Raw genomic sequence first — 19,645 nt, 5'->3', positions numbered from 1 at the left:
GGTCCAACTGGTAGGACCAGTTGGGACCGCAGGGGGGACCGTAGCAACAGAAGTCCCACGCTGAACAGCCCTTTGGTACCGGTATGACGCTGGGGCGGGTGGTGCGTCACTGAGCGTGGTGGTGCAGGGTGTGCGGGTCGCGGGGGTGGTGCGAGGGGTACGGGGGTGCGGGGGCACGGGGTGATGGGAGGGCGCTATCCCCGGTGCGTCGCCGGTTTCGTCCCCGGCTTTTCCGGCCTTATCCCCGGTCGCCGTTCTCGCCGAGCAGCGCCTCGATGTGCTGCCGCGCCATCGCGTCCACGCTGACATCGAGATCGGCGCCGTAGGTGCGCAGCCCGAGCGTCAGATGGGACCGCATCCGCTCGCAGGCCAGCTCGACGTCGCGCGCCACGATCGCCTCGAAGATCTCGGGGTGGTGCGGGACGCCGGGCTCGCCGATCGACGGATCGGAGTTCGAGCGGAGCATCATCTCGAACATCATGCCGCTGATCGAGGACAGCATGATCCGCAGGACGGGGTTGCCGCTGGCCGCCGCGATGGCCTCGTGGAAATCGACGTCCGCCTGTGCCTTGGCGACGACGTCGGTGGCCGCTTCCAGGGCGTCCCTGGCCGCCCGCATCGCCGAGATGTCCGCCGGGGTCGCGCGCTGCGTCGCCAGCCGGACGATCTCCACCTCGAGCGGGACGCGTGCCTCGATGAGCTGCCGGACAGTGGGCCGTCCGGCGCGGTACAGGGCGTCGTAGCTGCGCGCCTGCCCGGACGTCTGCTCCCGGACGAACGACCCGCGGCCCGGGGCGACCTCGATCAGGTGCTGGGCCTCGAGGCGGCGCAGCACCTCGCGCACGACGTTCCGGCTGGCGCCGAACCGGGTGGCGAGTTCACGCTCGGACGGCAGTTTCGTGCCGACGGCGATCTCGCCGGACCGGATGTCGTGCTCCAGTTGGCGCGCGATGCGTTCGGTCAGGAGTCCGCGCTGGGCGGTGGGTGCACCACGATCCGACTGCGGAGAGGTGGTGGGCGCCATGGTCAGCAGCTTACAGGGGGGCCGTGCGCTCCCGAGTCCGGTCGGTCACGCGCCGGTCCGGCCGCACCTCGTCCGTGCGCGGGATCGCGCACATCGCGCACGTCGCACGCGTTACGCGCTCAGCGGGAACCGTGACCCCAGCTCGCGGAAGACCGCCCCGTTGAAGTCGAACGCCCGCTTGCACTCGTCGATGATCCGCTGCTTCTCCAAGTCGTCGGCCGCCACCGCGTCCAGCCGTGCGCGGTAGTCCCGCTTGAACGCCGCCGGATTCTCGATGCCCTCGAAGACGTAGAAGCGGACCCCGTCGCCCTTGCGCGCGAAGCCCCAGGTCTTCTCCGCCGTGGAGCGGATGATCTGGCCGCCGGAGAGGTCGCCCAGGTAGCGCGTGTAGTGATGGGCCACATAGCCGCCCGGCCAGGTGCGCGCGCACTCCTCGATCCGTGCCGCGTACGCGGCGGTCGCGGGCAGCGGTTCGAGCCCCGCGTGCCAGTCGGGGCCGCGCAGATGGGCCAGGTCGCGCGCCAGCTCGGGCGTACGGGCCAGCTCGGGCCGCAGGAAGGGCCCGGCCACCGGATCCCCGGCCAGCGCGTCGACGGCGCTCTCCAGCGCGTCGTAGACGAACCACAGCTGCTCGGTGTAGCGCGTGTACGCGGCCACCCCCAGCCGGCCGCGCAGCATGTCGCTCATGAACGGGGAGGTCTCCGCCGCGGTGTGCTGCGCGTGCGAGGCGTCGCGGATGAGCGTGGAGAACGGTGTGGCGGCGGGGCCGGCTGTGGCGTCCAAGGTGGGCCTCCGGGGGCCGAGGGGAACGGGGGCCGACGGCGAACCCGGCCCCGGCGGCAGGTGCTGCCACCGGGACTCATGCTCGTGGCTTAGGCTTACCTAAGTCAATGGTTCCCGACGTCCTGTCGGTAAAACGCTACCCGGGCCTCGCCCAGCGGCAACCGGGGAAGCGGGGGAATCGGGGGAATCGAGCGAACCAGGAGTCCGGGGAGACCCGCGAGACACCCCGGTCAGGGCAGCGTGAGGATGTCCGCGCCCGTCTCGGTCACCACCAGTGTGTGTTCGAACTGGGCCGTGCGCTTGCGGTCCTTGGTCACCACGGTCCAGCCGTCGTCCCACATGTCGTGTTCGTACGTACCGAGCGTCAGCATGGGCTCGATGGTGAAGGTCATCCCGGGCCGCATGACGGTGGTCGCCTGCGGGCTGTCGTAGTGCGGGATGATCAGCCCGGAGTGGAACGACGAGTTGATGCCGTGCCCGGTGAAGTCCCGTACGACGCCGTAGCCGAAGCGCTTGGCGTACGACTCGATGACGCGCCCGATGACATTGATCTGGCGGCCGGGACGGACGGCCTTGACGGCGCGGTTCAGCGACTCCCGGGTCCGCTCCACCAGGAGTCGGGACTCCTCGTCCACGTCGCCGCAGAGGTAGGTGGCGTTGTTGTCGCCGTGGACGCCGTTGATGTAGGCGGTCACGTCGAGGTTCACGATGTCGCCGTCCCGCAGGACCGTGGTGTCCGGGATGCCGTGGCAGATCACCTCGTTGACGGACGTGCACAGCGACTTGGGGAAGCCGCGGTAGCCGAGGGTCGAGGGGTAGGCCCCGTGGTCGCACATGAACTCGTGCGCGACCCGGTCCAGTTCGTCCGTGGTCACGCCCGGCGCGATGTGCTTCGCGGCCTCCTCCATCGCCTGCGCGGCGATGCGCCCGGCGATCCGCATGAGTTCGATCGTCTCGGCGGACTGGACCTCCGGCCCGGTGTACGGGGCGGGCCCGGGTTTGCCGACGTATTCGGGGCGCCGGATCTTGGCGGGTACGGAACGGGCGGGGGAGATCTTCCCCGGTACGAGCAGCGACTGGCCAGACATGCGGCGAGTCTAACCAGCCGCCGTGGGGCACGATGGCGCCAGAGGCACCGGCGAGAGAGAGGAGCCGACGATGGCCCTGTTCAAGAAGCGCGCGGTGGGCAAGCCGGGCGAGTGGTACTACTGCCTGCGGCACCGGACGGTCGAGGAAGGCCCGGAATGCCGGGCGGCGGACCGCTTCGGCCCGTACGCCACCCGGGAGGAGGCGTCCCACGCGATGGAGACGGCGCGGGACCGCAACAGGGAGTGGGAGACGGACCCGCGCTGGGACGACGGGACGAAGGGGGAGGGCGAGGGTCCGGCCTGAGCGGCGGGAAGGCCCGGGCCGGCCGGTACGCGGGGCCGGGCCGGCCGGTACGCGGGGCCGGGCCGGCCGGTACACGCGGGGCCGGGCCGGGCGGCGGCGCGGGCCGGGCCTGTCGGCCGGACGCGGCGGGCCGGGCCCGGCCGGGGGACGCCGGGCCCGGCCGGGTCGGCCGGGCGCGCTGGGACGCGCCGTGCCTACGGCGTCGGGGTCGACGCCTCCTTCCGGGCCTCCTGCTGGGCCCGGCGGCGCAGCGCGTCCTCGTCCGTCGTCGCGTCGTACGTCAGCAGCTTCGGCAGCATTGCCGCCAGCAGCCCCACGGACGCCACGCACGCCAGCCCCCCGCCCCAGATCGCCGGGCGGGTGCCCGTCCAGCCCGCCGCCGCGCCCGCGCGGACCTGGCCGAGCTGGGGGCCGACGCTGTACGAGAGCACCTCGATGCCCGCGAGCCGGCCGCGCAGCTCCTCCGGGATGGTCTGGTTCCAGATGGTGGAGCGGCCCAGACCGCTCAGCATGTCGCCGGCGCCCGCGAGCCCCAGGCACAGCAGCACGACCCAGACGTCCGAGAACCACCCCGCGGCCGTGATCGCCAGCCCCCACCCCGCCGCGCCGAACACCACGAGCAGGCCGTGCCGCCGCACCCGGGAGGTCCAGCCACTCGTCAGGCTCAGGACCACCGAGCCGACCGACCCGGCCGCGTACATCAGCCCCAGCGCCCACTCGGCGTGCAGATCGTCGGCGAGGAACGGGAAGATCGTGTTCGGGAAGGCGAAGAACATCGCGGCCAGGTCGACGGCGTACGTCCCCAGCAGCACCGGTCTGCTCCACGCGTACCGCGCGCCCTCGGCGACGGAGCGCAGTGACGGTTTCTCCGCGTCGTGCGCGGCGGGCGCGGCCGACAGGCGCAGGCACATCAGTACGGAGACGAGGAAGCCGAGGATCGTGACCGCGTAGGCGGTCGCGTGACCGGCGTACGCGACGACCACGCCCGCCAGTGAGGGCCCCGCGATGGCGCCGATCTGCCAGCGCACGGCGTTCAGCGCGGCGGCGGCCGTGAGCTGGTCGTGCGGCACGATACGGGCCATGAGCGAGTCCAGTGCCGGGCGCTGGAGCCCGGCGAGCGCGGACACCCCCGCGGCCACGAGGTACAGCGGCCAGAGCAGCGGCTCCGGCAGCAGGGCGTTCAGCAGCAGGACGCCGGCGAGCAGCCCGAGCCCCGCCTCGGTGCCCAGGATGACCTTGCGCCGGTCCACGGCGTCGGCGAGCGCGCCGCCGTACAGCCCGAAGACGATCAGCGGCACCAGCTCCACCGCGCCCATCGCGCCGACGGCGAGCGGGGAGCCGGTGAGGTCCTTGATCTGGAGCGGCAGGGCGATCATCGCCATGAAACCGCCGAAGTTCGTCACCAGCCCCTGCACCCAGAGCAGCCGGAAGTCCCGGGAGGAGCGGAACGGGGAGAAGTCCGGCAGGAGCGAGACGAGAGGAGAAGCCACGACCAGCCATGATTTCCGGACGGGGTGGGCCGGGCAACCGGGTTTCGCCGCGCCAGTCGTGCCCCCCCGGCCTGCCGGGACCGGTCCGGTCCGGCCCGGTCACCAGCGTGCGGGTGGCGGCGCCGTCAGCTGATCCGCCAGCCGCGCCAGCCGGTCGCGGAAGCGCCGGCGGCTCCGTGCCCCGGGCAGGCTGTTCTCTCCGGCCGCCGCGCTCACCAGGTGCTGCACGGTGTCGAGGTCCACGCCCTCGGCGTCGGTGCCGTAGCTCCCGGTGCCGTAGCTCACGTATCCGCTGTCGTCTCCGCTGTCGCCGTCGTGTTCGTCGCGCAGATCGCGTACGTCGCGTACATCGTTTCTGTCGGGCAGCGTCACCGACAGCGCCTCGTGCGCCAGCCCCCGTACCTCCGGGTCCCCGCAGTCCAGGGACAGCACCCGCGCCCCGGAGCGCCGTGCGTCGTGCACCCGTTCCAGCAGGCCGCCGTCCGGGCGGTCCGGGGCCACGAGGAGCAGCGTCTCGCCACGGCCCGCCCCTTCGAGCCGGCCGAGTCCGACGGCCAGGTGCGCCGGGTCCCCGGGGCGCACCCGGTGCCGTACCAGCGTGGGGCTCAGCTCCGGCAGCCCCGACCACGCCGCCTCGTCCACCAGGTGCGCGGCCAGGTGCCACGGCTCGTACTCCCGGGTGCCCACCAGCAGCAGGCCACCCCCCTGCGGCACGACGGAGGACCGCAGCACCCCCGCGAACCGGCGGGTGAGCGCCGGCCACTCCGTCCCGGCCAGAACCTCGCGCAGCAGCGCGACGCGTACGGCATCCATGGGCCCGCATCCTGCCGCAGGCCGGCCCGTGACGGCGGCGGGTCCGGGGCGTGCTCACCCGTACGTGACCGTCCGGCGCCACCGCGACGTAGGGTCGGGCCATGACTTCTGCGGACAGCACCCCCAGCACCGCCCCCACCGCTTCCGGCGCTCCTGACACCGCCGCGAAGGCTCCGGCGAAGGCTCCCGCCAAGGACCCCTGGGACCTCCCCGACGTCTCGGGGCTCGTCGTCGGCGTCCTCGGCGGTACCGGCGACCAGGGCCGAGGGCTCGCCTACCGGCTGGCCAGGGCCGGACAGAAAGTGATCATCGGTTCCCGGGTCGCCGAGCGCGCGCGGACGGCCGCGGCCGAACTCGGCAACGGCGTCGAGGGACTGGAGAACGCCGAGTGCGCGCGCAGCAGCGACGTGGTCATCGTCGCCGTGCCGTGGGAGGGGCACGCCAAGACCATCGAGGCCCTGAAGGGGGAACTGGCGGGCAAGCTGGTCGTCGACTGCGTCAATCCGCTCGGCTTCGACAAGAAGGGCGCGTACGCCATCACCCCCGAGGAGGGCAGCGCCGCCGAACAGGCGGCCGCGCTGCTGCCCGAGTCGCGGGTGACCGCGGCCTTCCACCACCTCTCGGCGGTGCTGCTCCAGGACCCGGCCGTCGAGCGGATCGACACCGATGTGATGGTGCTGGGCGAGGCCCGCGCCGATACGGACATCGTGCAGGCGCTGGCGGCCCGCATCCCGGGGATGCGCGGGGTCTTCGCCGGCCGGCTGCGCAACGCGCACCAGGTGGAGTCGCTGGTGGCGAACCTGATCTCGGTGAACCGGCGTTACAAGGCCCACGCGGGTCTGCGGGTCACGGACGTCTGAGGGGTTTCCCGCACGCCGCCCGGTCCGGGCGAGTGCGGGTGCGGACGGGTACGGGCCATGGGGGACACTGGACCGTACGTCCGCCCCGCCCGGGAAGCGCCCCCAGGCGCGCCCCCTGGCACCCCCGACAGGAGCCGTCCCCCATGCCCCGCCTGCCGCGCCTCGCTCTGTACGCCTTCGCCGTCTGCGTCCTCGCCGCCGTCGCGGCCGTGGTCTCCTTCGTCCAGGGCAGCAACTGGCTGGGCGTCGTCTGGGTCCTGCTCACCGGGCTCTCGTCCAACATGGCCTGGTACTACCTGCGGCGGGCCCGGTCCGAGCGGCGGGCCGGGGCCGCCGGCTGACGGCCGTCGTCCGCGAGCGGTGGCGCCCGGGACACGCGTGCCCGCGCGGACCGACGCGTCACCGGGCGCCGGCCCCTCCTTCGCTCGGCACGGAGCGAGGTGTGACTCCGGTCGTGGGGCTGCCGCTGCGGCTGCTACGGCAGGGTGAGGATGTCGGCTCCGTCGTCGGTGATGGCGATCGTGTGCTCACTGTGGGCTGTCCGGCAGCCTGTCGCGCTTCGGAGCGTCCACCCGTCGGCATCGGTGACGAGCTCGGCGGTGTCCGCCATGACCCACGGCTCCAGCGCGAGCAGCAGCCCGGGGCGCAGTTTGTATCCACGGCCGGGCCGTCCGGTGTTCGCCACGTGCGGGTCCTGGTGCATGGTCGATCCGATGCCATGCCCCCCGAACTCGGTGTTGATCGGGTACCCCGCCTCGCTGAGGACCGTACCGATGGCATGGGAGATGTCGCCGACGCGGGCCCCGGGGCCGGCGGCGGCGATCCCCGCGGCCAGCGCGCGTTCGGTCGCACTGATCATCGCGACGCTCTCCGGGGGCTTCGCGTCGCCCACGATGAAGCTGATGGCCGCGTCCGCGGCGACTCCGCCTCTGGAGACGGCGAGGTCGAGCGTCAGCAGATCGCCGTCGGCGAGCGTGTAGTCGTGCGGACGCCCGTGGAGCACGGCGTCGTTGACGGCCGTGCAGATGTAGTGGCCGAACGGTCCGCGTCCGAAGGACGGCGCGTAGTCGACGTAGCAGGACTGCGCTCCCGCCTCGACGATCATGGTCTTGGCCCACCGGTCGATGTCCAGCAGGTTCGTGCCGACCGTGCTCCGGCTCTTCAGTGTCCGCAGGATGCCGGCGACCAGAGCGCCTGTGTCTTTCGCCCGGGTCAGCAGGGTGGGGTTCAGGATCTCGATCACGCGACGTCCTTCTCCAGCTTCCAATAACTATACCGGCCATACTATACCGGTACTAGAATCGGGCCATGGTCAGGTTGCCGCTCACTCCCGCAGAGGTCGAACGCGGACAGCGCCTCGGCGCCCTCCTCCGGCGGGCCAGGGGAGAGCGCTCGATGCTCGATATCGCGCTCGACGCACGTGTCTCACCGGAGACCCTCCGGAAGATCGAGTCGGGCCGCGTGGCCACCCCCGCCTTCCCGACCATCGCGGCGATCGCCGATGTCCTCGGGCTCTCCCTCGACGCGGTGTGGGCCGAGATCAACCTTCCCGAACCCGGCGTCGGGCCGGTCGGCTCAGGGCGTCACGTACGCGGGCAGCTGACCTCGTAGGTCTCCATCCGCAGCCGCGAGGCCGGGCTCGGTGGTCGGCAGGGCCGGCGTTCGTCGGCCCTGCCCCGGCCGAGGCAACGGGCACCCCCTGGAGGGCGGTGCGCACCAGGCGCGGCCGCGGGCCCACGTGGGTCTGCCGGCAGGGGGACGGACGTTGCGTTGGTGCGTGCCCACGCGCGAGGCGCGCCGGAAAAGTCACCCCCGCTGAACGCGGGCCCCTCGCGGTAGTCGCGTCCCCTGCGTGACCGGTGCCGCGTCCGCGCCGGGGGAGGCTGCGGCCACCCGCGACGACGCGGCCCGGCCGGCCGACTGGCCGGCTAGCCGACCGGGCCGCAGAAGTACTCGTTCCGGTCGGTCCAGAAGCGGAAGAGGTTCTGGCCGCAGTAGGAGTCCACGTCCCTGACGCCCAGCGCGCTCAGGATCGCGTCGATCGCGTCGAAGAAGGCCGCGTTCACCTCCGGGATGAACAGGACGATGAAGACGAGGAGCAGACCGAAGGGCGCGAGCGGTTCGACCTGGCGGCGGATCTTGTGCGACAGCCAGGGCTCCAGCACGCCGTAGCCGTCGAGGCCGGGCACCGGGAGGAAGTTCAGGATCGCCGCCGTGACCTGGAGCAGCGCGAGGAAACCGAGCGCGTAGCGGAAGCCGGCGGGCACGCCGTCCAGGGCGCCGAGCCAGAACGGCGCGGTGCACACGAGCGCGAAAAGGACGTTCGTCAGCGGCCCGGCCGCCGAGATCAGGCTGTGCCGCCAGCGGCCGCGGATCCGGTGCCGCTCGATGAAGACCGCGCCGCCCGGCAGGCCGATACCGCCCATGATCATGAAGATCACGGGCAGCACGATGCTCAGCAGCGCATGCGTGTACTTCAGCGGGTTGAGTGTCAGGTAACCCTTCGCGCCGATGGAGATGTCGCCGCTGTGCAGCGCGCTGCGGGCGTGCGCGTACTCGTGCAGACAGAGCGAGACGATCCAGGCGCCCGTGACGAAGAGGAAGACGGCGATCCCGGCGTTCGCCGCGAAGTCCGTCCACACGGCCCACCCGGCGACCGCCGTGACGGCGGCGATCCCCAGGAAGACGGGGCTGATCCGCCGGTTGTCGGCGCGGAGGGATGCGGTGGTCATGCGTCGAGGATAGAAGAGGCTCCGTCGGACGCCGATGGTGCGGTCACGAGGGGGCCGATGGTGCGGTCACAAGGGGGCCGCCGCCCCGCGCGCCGGGGAAGTCCCCGAGTCGGCGGAAGGTCCCGCGCCGGGGAAGGCCCCGCGCCGCGAAAGTCTCCGCGCCGGGGCCGGCGTCCGGCAGGGCGGCGTGAACACGTGTCCGACGTCGGGGACAATGGGCGGATGCGCTACCGCGTCCTCGGCACCACCCGCGCCCTGCGTGACGACGGCACCCCGGCCGCCGTCGGGGGCGCCCGGCTGCGTGCGCTGCTCGCCGTGCTCGCCCTGCGCGCCGGGCGCGCGGTGCCGGTCGGTGTGCTCGTCGCCGAGGTCTGGGCCGACGAGCCGCCCGCCGACGCGGTCGGCGCCCTCCAGGCGCTGGTCGGACGGTTGCGCCGGGCGCTCGGCCCGGGGGTCGTGGTCTCGGCGGACGGCGGCTACCGGCTCTGCGCGGACGAGGACGAGGTGGATCTCCACCGCTTCGGCAGGCTCGCGGGTGAGGGCGCGCGGGCGCTGGAGGAGGGCGATCCGGCGAAGGCGGCCGCGCTGCTCGACGAGGCACTCGGGCTGTGGGCCGGGCCCGCGCTGGCCGACCTGCCGGACCGCGGGGCGGAGGCGGCACGCTGGGAGACCCGTCGCGGGGAGGCCCGCCGCTCCCTGCTCACCGCCGCGCTGGCGCTGGGCCGGGCGGACGAGGCGCTGCCCGAACTGGCCGCGCTGTGCGACGAGTTCCCGCTGGACGAGCGGCTCCATGCCTTGCGCGTACGGGCCTTGCGCGACGCCGCCCGCCCGGCGGAGGCCCTGGCCGTGTACGAGGAGGTCCGGCGTTCCCTGGCCGACCGGCTCGGCACGGGCCCCGGCCCTGAACTGCGCGCGCTGCACGCCGACCTGCTCCACGGCGGCGACCGCGGGAACGGTCCCGGCGGCCGTCCCGGGCGGTCCGCCCGGGACGGAGGCCCGCCCCCGGACGGCGCCCCGGACTCGAAGGGTGCCGAGCGTACGCACGGTGTCCTGGACTCCGGCGGTGCCGTGTCCCGGGACGGTGCCCTGAACGCGGGCGGCGTCGTGCCCAGGGACGGCGCCCCGGACTCGGACGGTGCCGTGCCCCCGGACGGTACGGGCGTCGGCGGCCCCGGGCCCGGGGCCGTACCGCCACCGGGCAATCTCCGTGCCCGGCTGACCAGTTTCGTCGGGCGGGAGGCGGACATCGACGCCATCCGGGACGATCTGGGGCGGTCCCGGCTCGTCACACTGCTCGGCCCCGGCGGTGCCGGGAAGACGCGACTCTCGCAGGAGGCCGCCGAGCGGGTCGCGGACGGGTGGCCGGACGGGGTATGGCTCGCGGAACTGGCGCCCGTGGAGGACCCGGCGACCGTGCCGGAGGCCGTACTGGCGGCGCTCGGCGCGCGGCAGACCGTGCTGCGCGGCGCGGGGGCCGGAGAACTGCGTGCCGTTGATCCGCATGCCGCCGATCCGCTCGCACGGCTTGTCGAACACTGTGCGCGCCGCCGCATGATCCTGCTGCTCGACAACTGCGAACACGTCGTACAGGGTGCCGCCGACCTCGTCCAGGAACTGCTCACGCACTGCCCGGGGCTGACCGTCCTGGCGACCAGCAGGGAACCGCTGGGGGTGCCCGGCGAGACCGTACGCCCCGTGGAGCCGCTGCCACCGGACCCGGCACACCGGCTGTTCGGGGAGCGGGGCCGGGCGGCGCGGCCGGGGTTCGAGCCCGCCGCGGACCCGGGCGCGGTCGAGGAGATCTGCCGTCGGCTGGACGGGCTGCCACTGGCCATCGAACTGGCCGCCGCCCGGCTCCGTATGCTGACGCCGCGTCAGATAGCGGACCGTCTCGACGACCGCTTCCGGCTGCTGACCAGCGGAAGCAGGACCGTTCTGCCGCGTCAGCAGACCCTGCGGGCCGTCGTGGACTGGTCCTGGGACCTGCTCGACGCGCGGGAACGCGCCGTACTGCGGCGGCTCTCCGTCGTCGCGGGCGGCTGTGACCTCACCGCGGCCGAGAACATCTGCGCGGACTCGTGGCCGAGCCCGGCAGGGGACTCCCGGGCGGGCACTTCGGCCGGCCCCGGGCCGGGTGCCCGGGAGGAGGAGCCGCCGCCGTACGAGAACCGGGCGGCGGCCGTCGAGGTCGGTGAGGTCAGCGATGCCGGTGAGGCCAGCGATGCCGGTGAGGTCGTCGGCGTCGGAAGCCCCGTCGAACCGACGTATCCCGTCAGCGCCCCGGACACCCTCGGCACCGCGGGCTCCGGCACCGCGGACCCCGTCGACTACCGTGACGTCGCCGCGCTCCTGGGCTCGCTCATCGACAAGTCCCTCGTCGTGGCCACCCCCTCGGCGGGCGGCGAGATGCGCTACCGGCTCCTGGAGACCGTCGCCGAGTACGCCGCCGAGCGCCTTGACGAGTCGGGTGAACGGGCCGCCGCCGCCCACCGCCATCTGGTGCACTACCGCGAACTCGCCCGTACCACCGACCCGTTGCTGCGCGGCCGGGGCCAGCGCGCCGCGCTCACAAGGTTGCAGCTGGAGTACGAGAACCTGCGGACCGCGCTGCGCCGCGCCGTGGCCGCCCACAACGAGCAGGAGGGACTGTGCCTCGTCCTCTCCCTCGGCTGGTTCTGGCAGATGCTGGACCTGCGCGCCGACGCCCGTCAGTGGGCGCTGGCCGTGAGCGCGCTCGGCCCCGATCCGTTCACCTCGCCCGCCGAGCCCGCGCCACCGATCGAGGCGCGCTGTACGGACGCGCCGCCGCCCCTGGCGCCCGACGTGCTCCAGGAGGCCCGGCGCCAGGTGCGGCTGATCGAAGTGGCCACCATGAACCACCAGGAGGACGGCTGGACCACGCCCGCCCGGCGGGCATGGCTGCGCACGGTCGTCCTGGTCTACCGGCCCGGCCTGCCGCAGACCTGCCGGTTCCCCGGAAGCCTCTGGCTCTACGCGGTGATGCTCACCGGCGACGACGAACTGCTGCGGCACGTCATGGACGAGACCGTGCGCGCCTGCGCCGAACTGGGGTACGAGTGGGAGCTCGCCGGTGCGCTGCAGGCCCGGGCGAACGTGCTGGCGAACCGGCGTATGCGGGTCGGCGACGCGGGCCGCGACGCCGATCGCAGTTTGGAGATCTATGAGCGGCTCGGCGACGCCTGGGGCGCGGCGGAGGCGCTCTCCGCCCGGGGCGAGGCCAGGGAGCGCGGCGGCGACCACGCCCTCGCCGCGGAGGACTACGCGGCGGCCATCGGCCATGCGGACGGGCTCGGGGCGCGCAGCCAGGTCATCCTGTTGCGGACGCGGGTGGCGGGGACCCTGTTCGAAAGGGGCCGGGGCGAGGAGGGCGAACGCCTCATCCGGGAACTGCTGGAGGAGGAGGGGGACGAGGCCCATCAGAGCCTGCTCGTCGCCCGCCTCTTCCTGACGGTCTGGCTGGGTTGCACGGGACGCGTGGCCGAGGCGAGGCAGCACGTGCGGACGTTGCTGGAGGTGTTCAGAGGCGAGACGCTGGCTCTCTTCGTCGGCATGATGAAGGGGCACGTCGCCTGGCTGGACTGTGAGGAGGGGCAGTACGCGACGGCGCTGGCCGGCGTCCGCGAGGCGCTCGCGCAAGCACGGGCGCCGCTGTCGCGGATGATCGCCCCGGAACTGGCCGTCGGCCAGCTGATGACGGCCGCGTGGGCCCTGGGCGGCCTGGCAGCCGACCGGCCCGCCCCCGGCCTCCGCGAGGACCGCGACGGTCTCCGCGAGGACCGCGACGGTCTCCGCGAGGACCGCGACGCTGACGGAGGGCAGGACGCCGGCGGAAGACGGGACCCTGCCCGAGGGCGCGACGCCGACCGAGCGCGCGACGCCGCCCCTGCGCGGAGTGCCGGCCCCGCGCGGAGTGCCGGCCGGGCGCGCGACGCCGACCGGGCGCGGGACGCCGCCCGGCTGGTCGGTGCCCACGAGGCGCTGCTGCCCACCGGCCACGTCCGCACCTACATGGAACGGCACGTCAGGGAACGGGCCGTCGCGACCGTGCGGGCCGTCCTCAGTGACGAGGCGTTCGAAACGGCGCGCGCCGAGGGCGGCGGCCTCACCCTGGAGGAAGCCGCCGCCCTGCTCGGACCGGCGGATCCGGACCACGCCGGGCTCAGGACTTCTTGCGGAACTTGCCCACCGCCAGCGGCGCCGTCACCAGCGTGATGCCCGCCGCCCACGCCAGCGTCATCCACACCGAGTGCGCGACCGGCCCGCCGTTGATCATGTTCCGGGCCGCGTCCGCCAGGTTCGACAACGGGTTGTAGTCCGTGAACGTCTGCAGCCAGCCGGGCATCGTGGTCGGCGGTGCGAAGATCGACGAGCCGAACTGCAACGGCATCAGGACGAGCATGGCCACTCCCTGGACGGCCTGTGCCGTCTTCATGGTGAGACCCAGCAGGATGAAGACCCACATCAGCGAGGCGCCGAACGCCACCGACAGACCGACTGCGCCGAGCAGCTCCGCCACCGACGTCTTTATCTCCATGCCGAGCAGGAAGCCCATGCCGAGCAGGATCGCCGTGGCGACGAGCATGCGGCCTATCTCGACCACGATCTTGGCTATCAGGACCGACGACCGGGCGATCGGCATCGTGCGGAACCGGTCCATGACGCCCTTGCGGAAGTCGTCGTTCATGCCCGTGCCGACGGCCATGGAGATGTTCATGCCCATCATCGCCATCAGTCCGGGCACCACGTAGTTCACGTAGTCCTCCCGGCTGCCGCCCAGACTCTGGCCCACGGAACCGCCGAAGACGTAGACGAACAGCAGGGTGAAGATGATCGGCATCAGCAGGACGTCGAACATCGACTCCGGATCCGCCTTGATCTGGAGAGCGTTGCGCCGGACCAGCGCGCCGATGTGGCGGAGGTTGGACCGCAGGCCGATCCGGCCCTCGCCGACAGGGGCGGGGTCGGCGCCGCCACCGGGGCCGGGAGCGGGAGTCCGCTCCGGGGCGGCGGCGGGAGTGAAGGGAGTGGAAGGAGGTGTGGTCGTGCTCATGCCGCGATCTCCTCGGGTGCGGTGTCTGACACGGAGGCCGTCTTCTGGCCGGTGATGGCCAGGAACACCTCGTCCAGGCTGGGCAGATGGGTGCCTATGTGGGCGATGGAGAGGCCGCGCTCGCCCAGCAGGCCGATGACGGCGGTCAGTTGTTCGTCGCTGAGGATCGGCACGTACAACAGCCCTTCTTCGGGCACCGCTTGAGCACCGGACAGGCCGTCGAGCCCCGTTTCGGTGACCGCGCGGGCCATCGCGGGCAGGTCGGCCGGGTCGGTCGGGCGTATCTGGAGCGTGCGGCCGCCGACCTTGGCCTTCAGCTCGTCCACCCCACCGCCCGCGATGATCCTTCCCCGGTCGATGACGGTCAGCTCGCTCGCCAACTGCTCGGCCTCTTCCATGTACTGGGTGGTGAGCAGCACGGTGGCCCCCTCCGCCACCATGCTCCGCACCTCGTCCCAGACCTCGTTGCGTGTACGGGGGTCGAGACCCGTCGTCGGCTCGTCCAGGTAGAGGACCGCCGGGCGGCCGATCATCGATGCGGCGAGGTCGAGCCGGCGCCGCATCCCGCCGGAGTACTGGGCCGCGGGCTTCCTGGCGGCTTCGGTGAGCGAGAAGCGCTCCAGCAGCTCGTCCGCCCGGCGGCGGGACTCCTTGCGGGAGAGATCGAGCAGCCGCCCGATCATGTAGAGGTTCTCCCGGCCGGAGAGCTTCTCGTCGACCGAGGCGTACTGACCGGTGAGACCGATCACGCGCCGCAGCTGGCGGGGCTGGCGCAGCACGTCGTACCCCGCGACCCTGGCCGTACCGGCGTCGGGCTGGACGAGCGTGGAGAGGATGCGGACGAGCGTCGTCTTGCCGGCGCCGTTCGGACCGAGCACACCGAGGACCGTGCCCTCGCGCACGTCGAGGTCCACCCCGTCGAGCGCCCGGGTGCCCTGGGGCCCGCCGTACTGCTTGACCAGCCCCCGCACCTCTACGGCACGGCCCGTGCGGCCGCCGTCCGGTTTCTTGTCGATTCGCGTCATGTGCCCCATCACAGCATCCGCCACTGACAATCCGCCGACAGGTCACCGACAGCCTGTGGACAACCCGGCGGCAGACGCCCGGCAGGGCCGTGTCCGCTCGACGGCCGTGACTCGTCGACGGCCCGGGGCTCGTCGACGAGTGCCGCCCGGCCGGGCGCAGTGCCGGGAGGGGGCGTTACGGGTGAGGACCTAGTGCCCCTCCCGGCAACGTTTGCCCCGTCGCGACGCCCGGCACGCGCGCTCGCCGCGTTGGCCAAAAGCCCAGGTAGCTCCGCTACATGGACTTCTGACCGCCTTGCGATCACACGCACCGGACGCCGCTCCTTGACGGGCAAACCTTGCCGGTCGCGGCACTAGTGGAAGGTGTGCTCCTCCTGCGGGAACGTTCCGTCCACGACCTCCTCGGCGAACGCCTTCGCCGCGTCGCCCAGCGTCCGCCGGAGGTTCGCGTACTGCTTCGTGAAGCGCGGCACCTTGCCGCCGGTGAGCCCCACCATGTCCGTGTACACGAGCACCTGCGCGTCCGTCTGCGGACCGGCACCGATCCCGACGGTCGGGATGTGCAGGACGCGGGTCACCTCTGCGGCGAGCTCCGCCGGCACCAGTTCGAGCACCACCGCGAACGCCCCCGCGTCCTGGACCGCCTTGGCGTCGCGCAGCAGCTGCTGGGCGGCCTCCTCGCCCCGGCCCTGCACCCGGTAGCCCATCGCGTTGACCGACTGCGGGGTGAGCCCGATGTGGGCCATGACCGGGATACCGGACTGGACCAGCAACTCGATCTGCCCGTGCGAGCGCTCGCCGCCCTCCAGCTTGACGGCGCCCACGCCCGCGTCCTTGACCAGCCGTGTGGCGCTGCGCAGGGCCTGCACCGGGCCTTCCTGGTACGAGCCGAAGGGGAGGTCGCCGACGATCAGGGCGCGTTCGGTGCCCCGTACCACGGCGGCGGCGAGCATGGCCATCTCGTCGAGGGTCACGGGCACGGTCGTCTCGTACCCGAGGTGGCAGTTGCCCATCGAGTCGCCGACGAGCATGACGGGGATGCCGGCCTCGTCGAAGACGGACGCCGTCATCGCGTCGTAGGCGGTGAGCATCGGCCACTTCTCGCCGCGCTCCTTGGCGGCGGCGATGTCGTGGACGGTGATACGGCGCGAAGTCCTGCCGCCGTACAGCGCCTTGGGGTTCCTCGCCTTGGCCGTATCGGCCGTACCGACGCCACTCGCCGCGTCAGCTGTACCGGCCGTACCGGCTGTACGGGCCGTGTCCGTGGTCCGCGCGGTCTCCGTCGTGCCGGAGGTGTCGGTGGCGTGGGTGGCGTCCGTCGGGGTTTCCGCGTCCGCGGGCGGCTTCGTCGCAGCCTGAAGAGTCATGGCCCGTGGCCCTTTCGTCATCTCGAGGCGCCCTGTCGGCGTCCCCGGACCACGTCCATGGTGGCATCCCCGCACCACCGGCGAAAGGGCCCTGACCGGCCCGCCCAGCCTGACGCCCCCGACCGGCCCGACCGGCCCGACCGGCCCGCACGTCGCGCACGGCCGCGGGCCCCCGGACCCGCCGCACGGTAAAAGGTTCGCAAGGCATTCCGATACGAGACGGTTCCGTATCGAAACACCTCTAGTCTCTACGTCATGTCCACAGCCACACCCCCGGCCGACGGTCGCCCCGCCGTGCCCCGTGTCCCCGAAGCCGTCCACCGCCGCCGCTGGGCCATCCTCGGCGTGCTCATGTTCAGCCTGCTCATCGTGGTGCTGGACAACTCGATCCTGAACGTCGCGGTGAGGACCATCGCCGCCCCCGCGCCCACCGGTCTCGGTGCCACCCAGAGCGAGTTGGAGTGGGCGATCAACTCCTACACGCTCGTCTTCGCCGGTCTGCTGTTCACCTCCGGCCTCCTCGGTGACCGGATCGGGCGCAAGAAGGTGCTGCTCTTCGGCACCTTCGTCTTCGGCGCCGCGTCCGCGCTGGCCGCCGCCTCCGGATCGCCGGCCGAACTGATCGGTTACCGCGCTCTGATGGGCTTCGGCGCGGCCTTCGTGATGCCGGCCACGCTGGCCGTCCTGATGAACGTCTTCGAGCGCGGGGAACAGCCCAAGGCCATAGGGGTATGGGCCGGCAGCGTCGGCCTCGGCATCGCCATCGGGCCCATCACCGGCGGCCTGCTGCTCGAACACTTCTGGTGGGGGTCCATCTTCCTGGTCAACGTCCCCGTGGTCGTCGTCGCGCTGATCGCGATGGTGGTGCTGGTGCCGGAGTCCAAGGACCCCGCGCCGGGCCGCATCGACCCGTTCGGTGTCGTGCTCTCCGTCATCGGCCTCGTCCTGCTCGTGTACGGGATCATCCGCGGCGGTGAACTGGCCGACTTCACCGATGTGACCGTGCTCGCACCGCTGCTGGGCGGCCTGGCCGTCCTGGCGGGCTTCGTCCGGCACGAGAAGCGCAGCAGCCATCCCGCCCTCGACGTCACGTATTTCAGGAAGCCCGCCTTCGCGGCCGCCGTCGCCGCCGTCGCGCTGGTCTTCTTCGCGCTGATGGGGGTGACGTTCTTCTCGGCCTTCTACCTCCAGAGCGTGCGCGGTTACAGCGCGCTCCAGGCCGGCCTGCTGATCCTGCCCCTCGCCGCGGCCCAGATGGTCTTCGCGCCCCGGGCCAGGCTGGTGGTGGAGCGGTTCGGGGCCCGGGCCGTGTGCACGGCGGGACTGGTGCTGGTGGGCGCCGGGCTGGCGGCCTTCGCCCTGTTCGACAGGGACACACCCGTCTGGGTGCTGTGTGTCGTCTTCTTCGTCCAGGGCACGGGAATGGCCCACATCATGCCGCCGGTGACCGTCGCGGTCATGCAGGCGCTGCCGCGCGAGAAGGCGGGCTCCGGCTCGGCGATCAACAACACCTTCCGCCAGGTGGGCGGTGCGCTGGGGGTCGCGGTCCTGGGCTCCGTGCTGTCCGCGGTGTACCGGGGCGGGATCGAGGGACACCTGGGCGCGGTCCCGGCCGGCGCGCGGGACGCGGCGGGGGAGTCCATCGAGGCGACCCTCGGTGCCGCCCGGGAGCTCGGCCCGGCGGGCCGGCCGCTGATCGGCTCGGCGTACGACGCGTTCCTCGACGCCATGCACGTGACGGCCCTCTGCTCGGCCGGCGTGGCGCTGATCGGCGCGGTGGTGGTCGCGCTGTTCCTGCCGGGCCGGCCGCGGGCCGCGCGGCGGACTCCGGACGGCGGTGCGGACGGCGCGGCGGCCACCCGGGAGCCCGCGGTCCGGGGCTGACGCGCGACGGGCTGACGCGCGCCGGGCCCGGCGGCCCCCGGCCCCGGCGGCCCCTGGCCCCGGCGGCCCCCGGCCTCGCTGAAAGGCGCAGCCACCCGTACGGCCATGACACGGCCGTACGGGCGGCTGTCGTGCGTGGGCGGATCGTGGTGTGCGTGACCGGCGGGCGTGTACGAGACGGAGGGGCCGGGCGACGGACGGGCCGGGCGGACGGACGGGCCGGGCGGACGGAGGGTCGGGCACTGTGCGGCGGCCCCGGACGCGCGGCTGAGCCGTGTACGACAATCGGCCGTGGGACGAACGGCCGTGGTGAGAGGCGGAGGACACGTGCGGGATCAGCGTCGCGAGTGCGGGCGGGACACGGAGCACCGGCGGGGCAGGCCGCGCAGTGAGGCCGCCGAGCGGGCGATCCTGGACGCGGTCGTCGAGCTGCTGGAGGACGGTGTTCCGCTGGGTTCCCTCTCCATCGAGCGCATCGCCCGTACGGCCGGGGTCGGCAAGGCCACCATCTACCGTCGCTGGCAGGGCAAGGAGGAGCTCTTCGTGGACGTGCTGCGGGAGATGGAACCTCCCGAGCCGGACCTGCCGGGAGTCTCGGCGCTCGGCGACCTGGCCGTCATGCTGGAGCGGATGCGCAGGCGCGGGGTGGCCCAGCGCTCCTCCACCCTGCTGCACAACGTCATCGTGCAGATGAAGAGCCGGCCGAAGCTCTGGGAGGAGTACCACACGAAGATCGTCGGCCCTCGGCGCGCGGCCACGCTCGACCTGATCCGGCGCGCGGTCGCCGCCGGCGAACTCCGTGACGATCTCGACGCGGAGCTGATGAGCGACCTTCTGATCGGCCCCATGCTCCTGCGCACCCTGCACGGGTCCGACAGGTCGCTGGACGAGGATCTCGGCGAACAGATCATCACGGCGGTACTCCAAGGACTGGGCCCGCGCGGCTGAACCCGAACGCGGCCAGGGCGGCCCGAACCCCCGGCCTCGCTTCCGTACGGGAAGTCGGGAAGTACGGGAGGCGCGGGGAATACAGGAAGTACGGAAGTACGGGAAGTACGGAAGTACGGGAAGTAGGGGAGTACGGGAAGCGAAACTCCCGCCGTCCCCGTGCGTGTTCTGTCACACCGCAGGGCCCGTCGTCCATGATCGGAGCTCTCCGACCGGCACCTGTGGTCTCCGTCGCGGTACGGCCGCGCCGAAGCGG

General features: G+C 72.8%; 17 protein-coding genes. 7 read left to right on the top strand and 10 right to left on the bottom strand.

What is annotated here, in order from left to right; genetic code table 11:
- Positions 1-238 precede the first annotated feature (238 nt).
- The 3 genes from ACU6P3_RS09015 to map (ACU6P3_RS09005) form a co-directional block, all read right to left on the bottom strand.
- Positions 239-1,024, bottom strand: a complete 786-nt coding sequence (locus tag ACU6P3_RS09015; RefSeq protein ID WP_447196668.1) for a FadR/GntR family transcriptional regulator — start codon at positions 1,022-1,024, stop codon at positions 239-241.
- A gap of 111 nt (positions 1,025-1,135) precedes the next feature.
- A complete protein-coding gene (locus ACU6P3_RS09010) occupies positions 1,136-1,807 on the bottom strand; it encodes a biliverdin-producing heme oxygenase (RefSeq protein ID WP_447196667.1) in 672 nt (223 codons plus the stop codon).
- A 230-nt stretch (positions 1,808-2,037) separates the two neighbouring features.
- Positions 2,038-2,895 (bottom strand): type I methionyl aminopeptidase, encoded by an 858-nt coding sequence (map, locus tag ACU6P3_RS09005; protein WP_030746406.1) that lies wholly within the window; start codon positions 2,893-2,895, stop codon positions 2,038-2,040.
- 70 nt (positions 2,896-2,965) lie between these two features.
- On the opposite strand from map (ACU6P3_RS09005), the gene ACU6P3_RS09000 reads away from it, so the two are divergent.
- Positions 2,966-3,199, top strand: coding sequence for a hypothetical protein (locus ACU6P3_RS09000; RefSeq protein WP_447196666.1), 234 nt, complete (start codon positions 2,966-2,968; stop codon positions 3,197-3,199).
- A 194-nt stretch (positions 3,200-3,393) separates the two neighbouring features.
- Here the strand turns inward: ACU6P3_RS09000 and ACU6P3_RS08995 are convergent, their stop codons facing one another.
- Together ACU6P3_RS08995 and ACU6P3_RS08990 are read right to left on the bottom strand one after the other, a co-directional pair.
- A complete protein-coding gene (locus tag ACU6P3_RS08995; protein WP_447196665.1) occupies positions 3,394-4,689 on the bottom strand; it encodes an MFS transporter in 1,296 nt (431 codons plus the stop codon).
- 99 nt (positions 4,690-4,788) lie between these two features.
- Entirely contained in the window at positions 4,789-5,502 is a 714-nt protein-coding gene (locus ACU6P3_RS08990) for a hypothetical protein (RefSeq protein WP_447196664.1), read from the bottom strand.
- Between the two features lie 101 nt (positions 5,503-5,603).
- Here ACU6P3_RS08990 and npdG point away from each other — a divergent pair, with 101 nt between their 5' ends.
- Both npdG and ACU6P3_RS08980 read left to right on the top strand, forming a co-directional pair.
- Positions 5,604-6,362, top strand: a complete 759-nt coding sequence (gene npdG / locus ACU6P3_RS08985; protein WP_447196663.1) for an NADPH-dependent F420 reductase — start codon at positions 5,604-5,606, stop codon at positions 6,360-6,362.
- A 143-nt stretch (positions 6,363-6,505) separates the two neighbouring features.
- Positions 6,506-6,703, top strand: a complete 198-nt coding sequence (locus ACU6P3_RS08980; protein ID WP_234314732.1) for a hypothetical protein — start codon at positions 6,506-6,508, stop codon at positions 6,701-6,703.
- Positions 6,704-6,837: 134 nt separating this feature from the next.
- Here ACU6P3_RS08980 and map (ACU6P3_RS08975) read toward each other — a convergent pair whose 3' ends face one another.
- Positions 6,838-7,605, bottom strand: a complete 768-nt coding sequence (gene map, locus ACU6P3_RS08975; protein ID WP_447196662.1) for a type I methionyl aminopeptidase — start codon at positions 7,603-7,605, stop codon at positions 6,838-6,840.
- Between the two features lie 65 nt (positions 7,606-7,670).
- Here map (ACU6P3_RS08975) and ACU6P3_RS08970 point away from each other — a divergent pair, with 65 nt between their 5' ends.
- Positions 7,671-7,973, top strand: coding sequence for a helix-turn-helix domain-containing protein (locus ACU6P3_RS08970; RefSeq protein ID WP_447196661.1), 303 nt, complete (start codon positions 7,671-7,673; stop codon positions 7,971-7,973).
- A 317-nt stretch (positions 7,974-8,290) separates the two neighbouring features.
- Here ACU6P3_RS08970 and ACU6P3_RS08965 read toward each other — a convergent pair whose 3' ends face one another.
- Positions 8,291-9,094: a site-2 protease family protein gene (locus ACU6P3_RS08965; protein WP_447196660.1), complete on the bottom strand. Its 804-nt coding sequence runs from the start codon at positions 9,092-9,094 to the stop codon at positions 8,291-8,293.
- Between the two features lie 222 nt (positions 9,095-9,316).
- On the opposite strand from ACU6P3_RS08965, the gene ACU6P3_RS08960 reads away from it, so the two are divergent.
- Positions 9,317-13,327 carry an AfsR/SARP family transcriptional regulator gene (locus ACU6P3_RS08960; protein ID WP_447196659.1) on the top strand — a complete coding sequence of 1,337 codons (4,011 nt, stop codon included), beginning with the start codon at positions 9,317-9,319 and terminating at the stop codon, positions 13,325-13,327.
- Here the strand turns inward: ACU6P3_RS08960 and ACU6P3_RS08955 are convergent.
- The 3 genes from ACU6P3_RS08955 to panB all read right to left on the bottom strand — a co-directional run bounded on the left by ACU6P3_RS08955 (position 13,275) and on the right by panB (position 16,557).
- Entirely contained in the window at positions 13,275-14,165 is an 891-nt protein-coding gene (locus tag ACU6P3_RS08955) for an ABC transporter permease (protein ID WP_447196658.1), read from the bottom strand. The genes ACU6P3_RS08960 and ACU6P3_RS08955 overlap by 53 nt on opposite strands.
- A complete protein-coding gene (locus tag ACU6P3_RS08950) occupies positions 14,162-15,199 on the bottom strand; it encodes an efflux ABC transporter ATPase subunit, DrrA-related (RefSeq protein WP_447197815.1) in 1,038 nt (345 codons plus the stop codon). Before ACU6P3_RS08950 ends, ACU6P3_RS08955 begins: the two co-directional genes overlap by 4 nt.
- Positions 15,200-15,543: 344 nt before the next feature.
- Complete coding sequence (panB, locus tag ACU6P3_RS08945; RefSeq protein WP_447196657.1) at positions 15,544-16,557, bottom strand: 3-methyl-2-oxobutanoate hydroxymethyltransferase; 1,014 nt, start codon at positions 16,555-16,557, stop codon at positions 15,544-15,546.
- A gap of 255 nt (positions 16,558-16,812) precedes the next feature.
- Here panB and ACU6P3_RS08940 point away from each other — a divergent pair, with 255 nt between their 5' ends.
- Entirely contained in the window at positions 16,813-18,441 is a 1,629-nt protein-coding gene (locus ACU6P3_RS08940) for an MFS transporter (RefSeq protein ID WP_447196656.1), read from the top strand.
- A 327-nt stretch (positions 18,442-18,768) separates the two neighbouring features.
- Positions 18,769-19,389 carry a TetR/AcrR family transcriptional regulator gene (locus ACU6P3_RS08935; RefSeq protein WP_447196655.1) on the top strand — a complete coding sequence of 207 codons (621 nt, stop codon included), beginning with the start codon at positions 18,769-18,771 and terminating at the stop codon, positions 19,387-19,389.
- Positions 19,390-19,645 lie beyond the last annotated feature (256 nt).

The organism is Streptomyces hebeiensis, from assembly GCF_052983195.1.
This window is presented reverse-complemented; position numbering and strand designations above follow the sequence as displayed.

What these genes read in the sequence shown, in the direction of transcription:
- ACU6P3_RS09015 (WP_447196668.1), bottom strand. Translation starts at nt 1,024, where the DNA reads ATGGCGCCCACCACCTCTCCGCAGTCGGATCGTGGTGCACCCACCGCC.
- map (WP_030746406.1), bottom strand. Translation starts at nt 2,895, where the DNA reads ATGTCTGGCCAGTCGCTGCTCGTACCGGGGAAGATCTCCCCCGCCCGT.
- ACU6P3_RS09000 (WP_447196666.1), top strand. Translation starts at nt 2,966, where the DNA reads ATGGCCCTGTTCAAGAAGCGCGCGGTGGGCAAGCCGGGCGAGTGGTAC.
- ACU6P3_RS08990 (WP_447196664.1), bottom strand. Translation starts at nt 5,502, where the DNA reads ATGGATGCCGTACGCGTCGCGCTGCTGCGCGAGGTTCTGGCCGGGACG.
- npdG (WP_447196663.1), top strand. Translation starts at nt 5,604, where the DNA reads ATGACTTCTGCGGACAGCACCCCCAGCACCGCCCCCACCGCTTCCGGC.
- ACU6P3_RS08980 (WP_234314732.1), top strand. Translation starts at nt 6,506, where the DNA reads ATGCCCCGCCTGCCGCGCCTCGCTCTGTACGCCTTCGCCGTCTGCGTC.
- ACU6P3_RS08970 (WP_447196661.1), top strand. Translation starts at nt 7,671, where the DNA reads ATGGTCAGGTTGCCGCTCACTCCCGCAGAGGTCGAACGCGGACAGCGC.
- ACU6P3_RS08965 (WP_447196660.1), bottom strand. Translation starts at nt 9,094, where the DNA reads ATGACCACCGCATCCCTCCGCGCCGACAACCGGCGGATCAGCCCCGTC.
- ACU6P3_RS08960 (WP_447196659.1), top strand. Translation starts at nt 9,317, where the DNA reads ATGCGCTACCGCGTCCTCGGCACCACCCGCGCCCTGCGTGACGACGGC.
- ACU6P3_RS08955 (WP_447196658.1), bottom strand. Translation starts at nt 14,165, where the DNA reads ATGAGCACGACCACACCTCCTTCCACTCCCTTCACTCCCGCCGCCGCC.
- ACU6P3_RS08950 (WP_447197815.1), bottom strand. Translation starts at nt 15,199, where the DNA reads ATGGGGCACATGACGCGAATCGACAAGAAACCGGACGGCGGCCGCACG.
- panB (WP_447196657.1), bottom strand. Translation starts at nt 16,557, where the DNA reads ATGACTCTTCAGGCTGCGACGAAGCCGCCCGCGGACGCGGAAACCCCG.
- ACU6P3_RS08940 (WP_447196656.1), top strand. Translation starts at nt 16,813, where the DNA reads ATGTCCACAGCCACACCCCCGGCCGACGGTCGCCCCGCCGTGCCCCGT.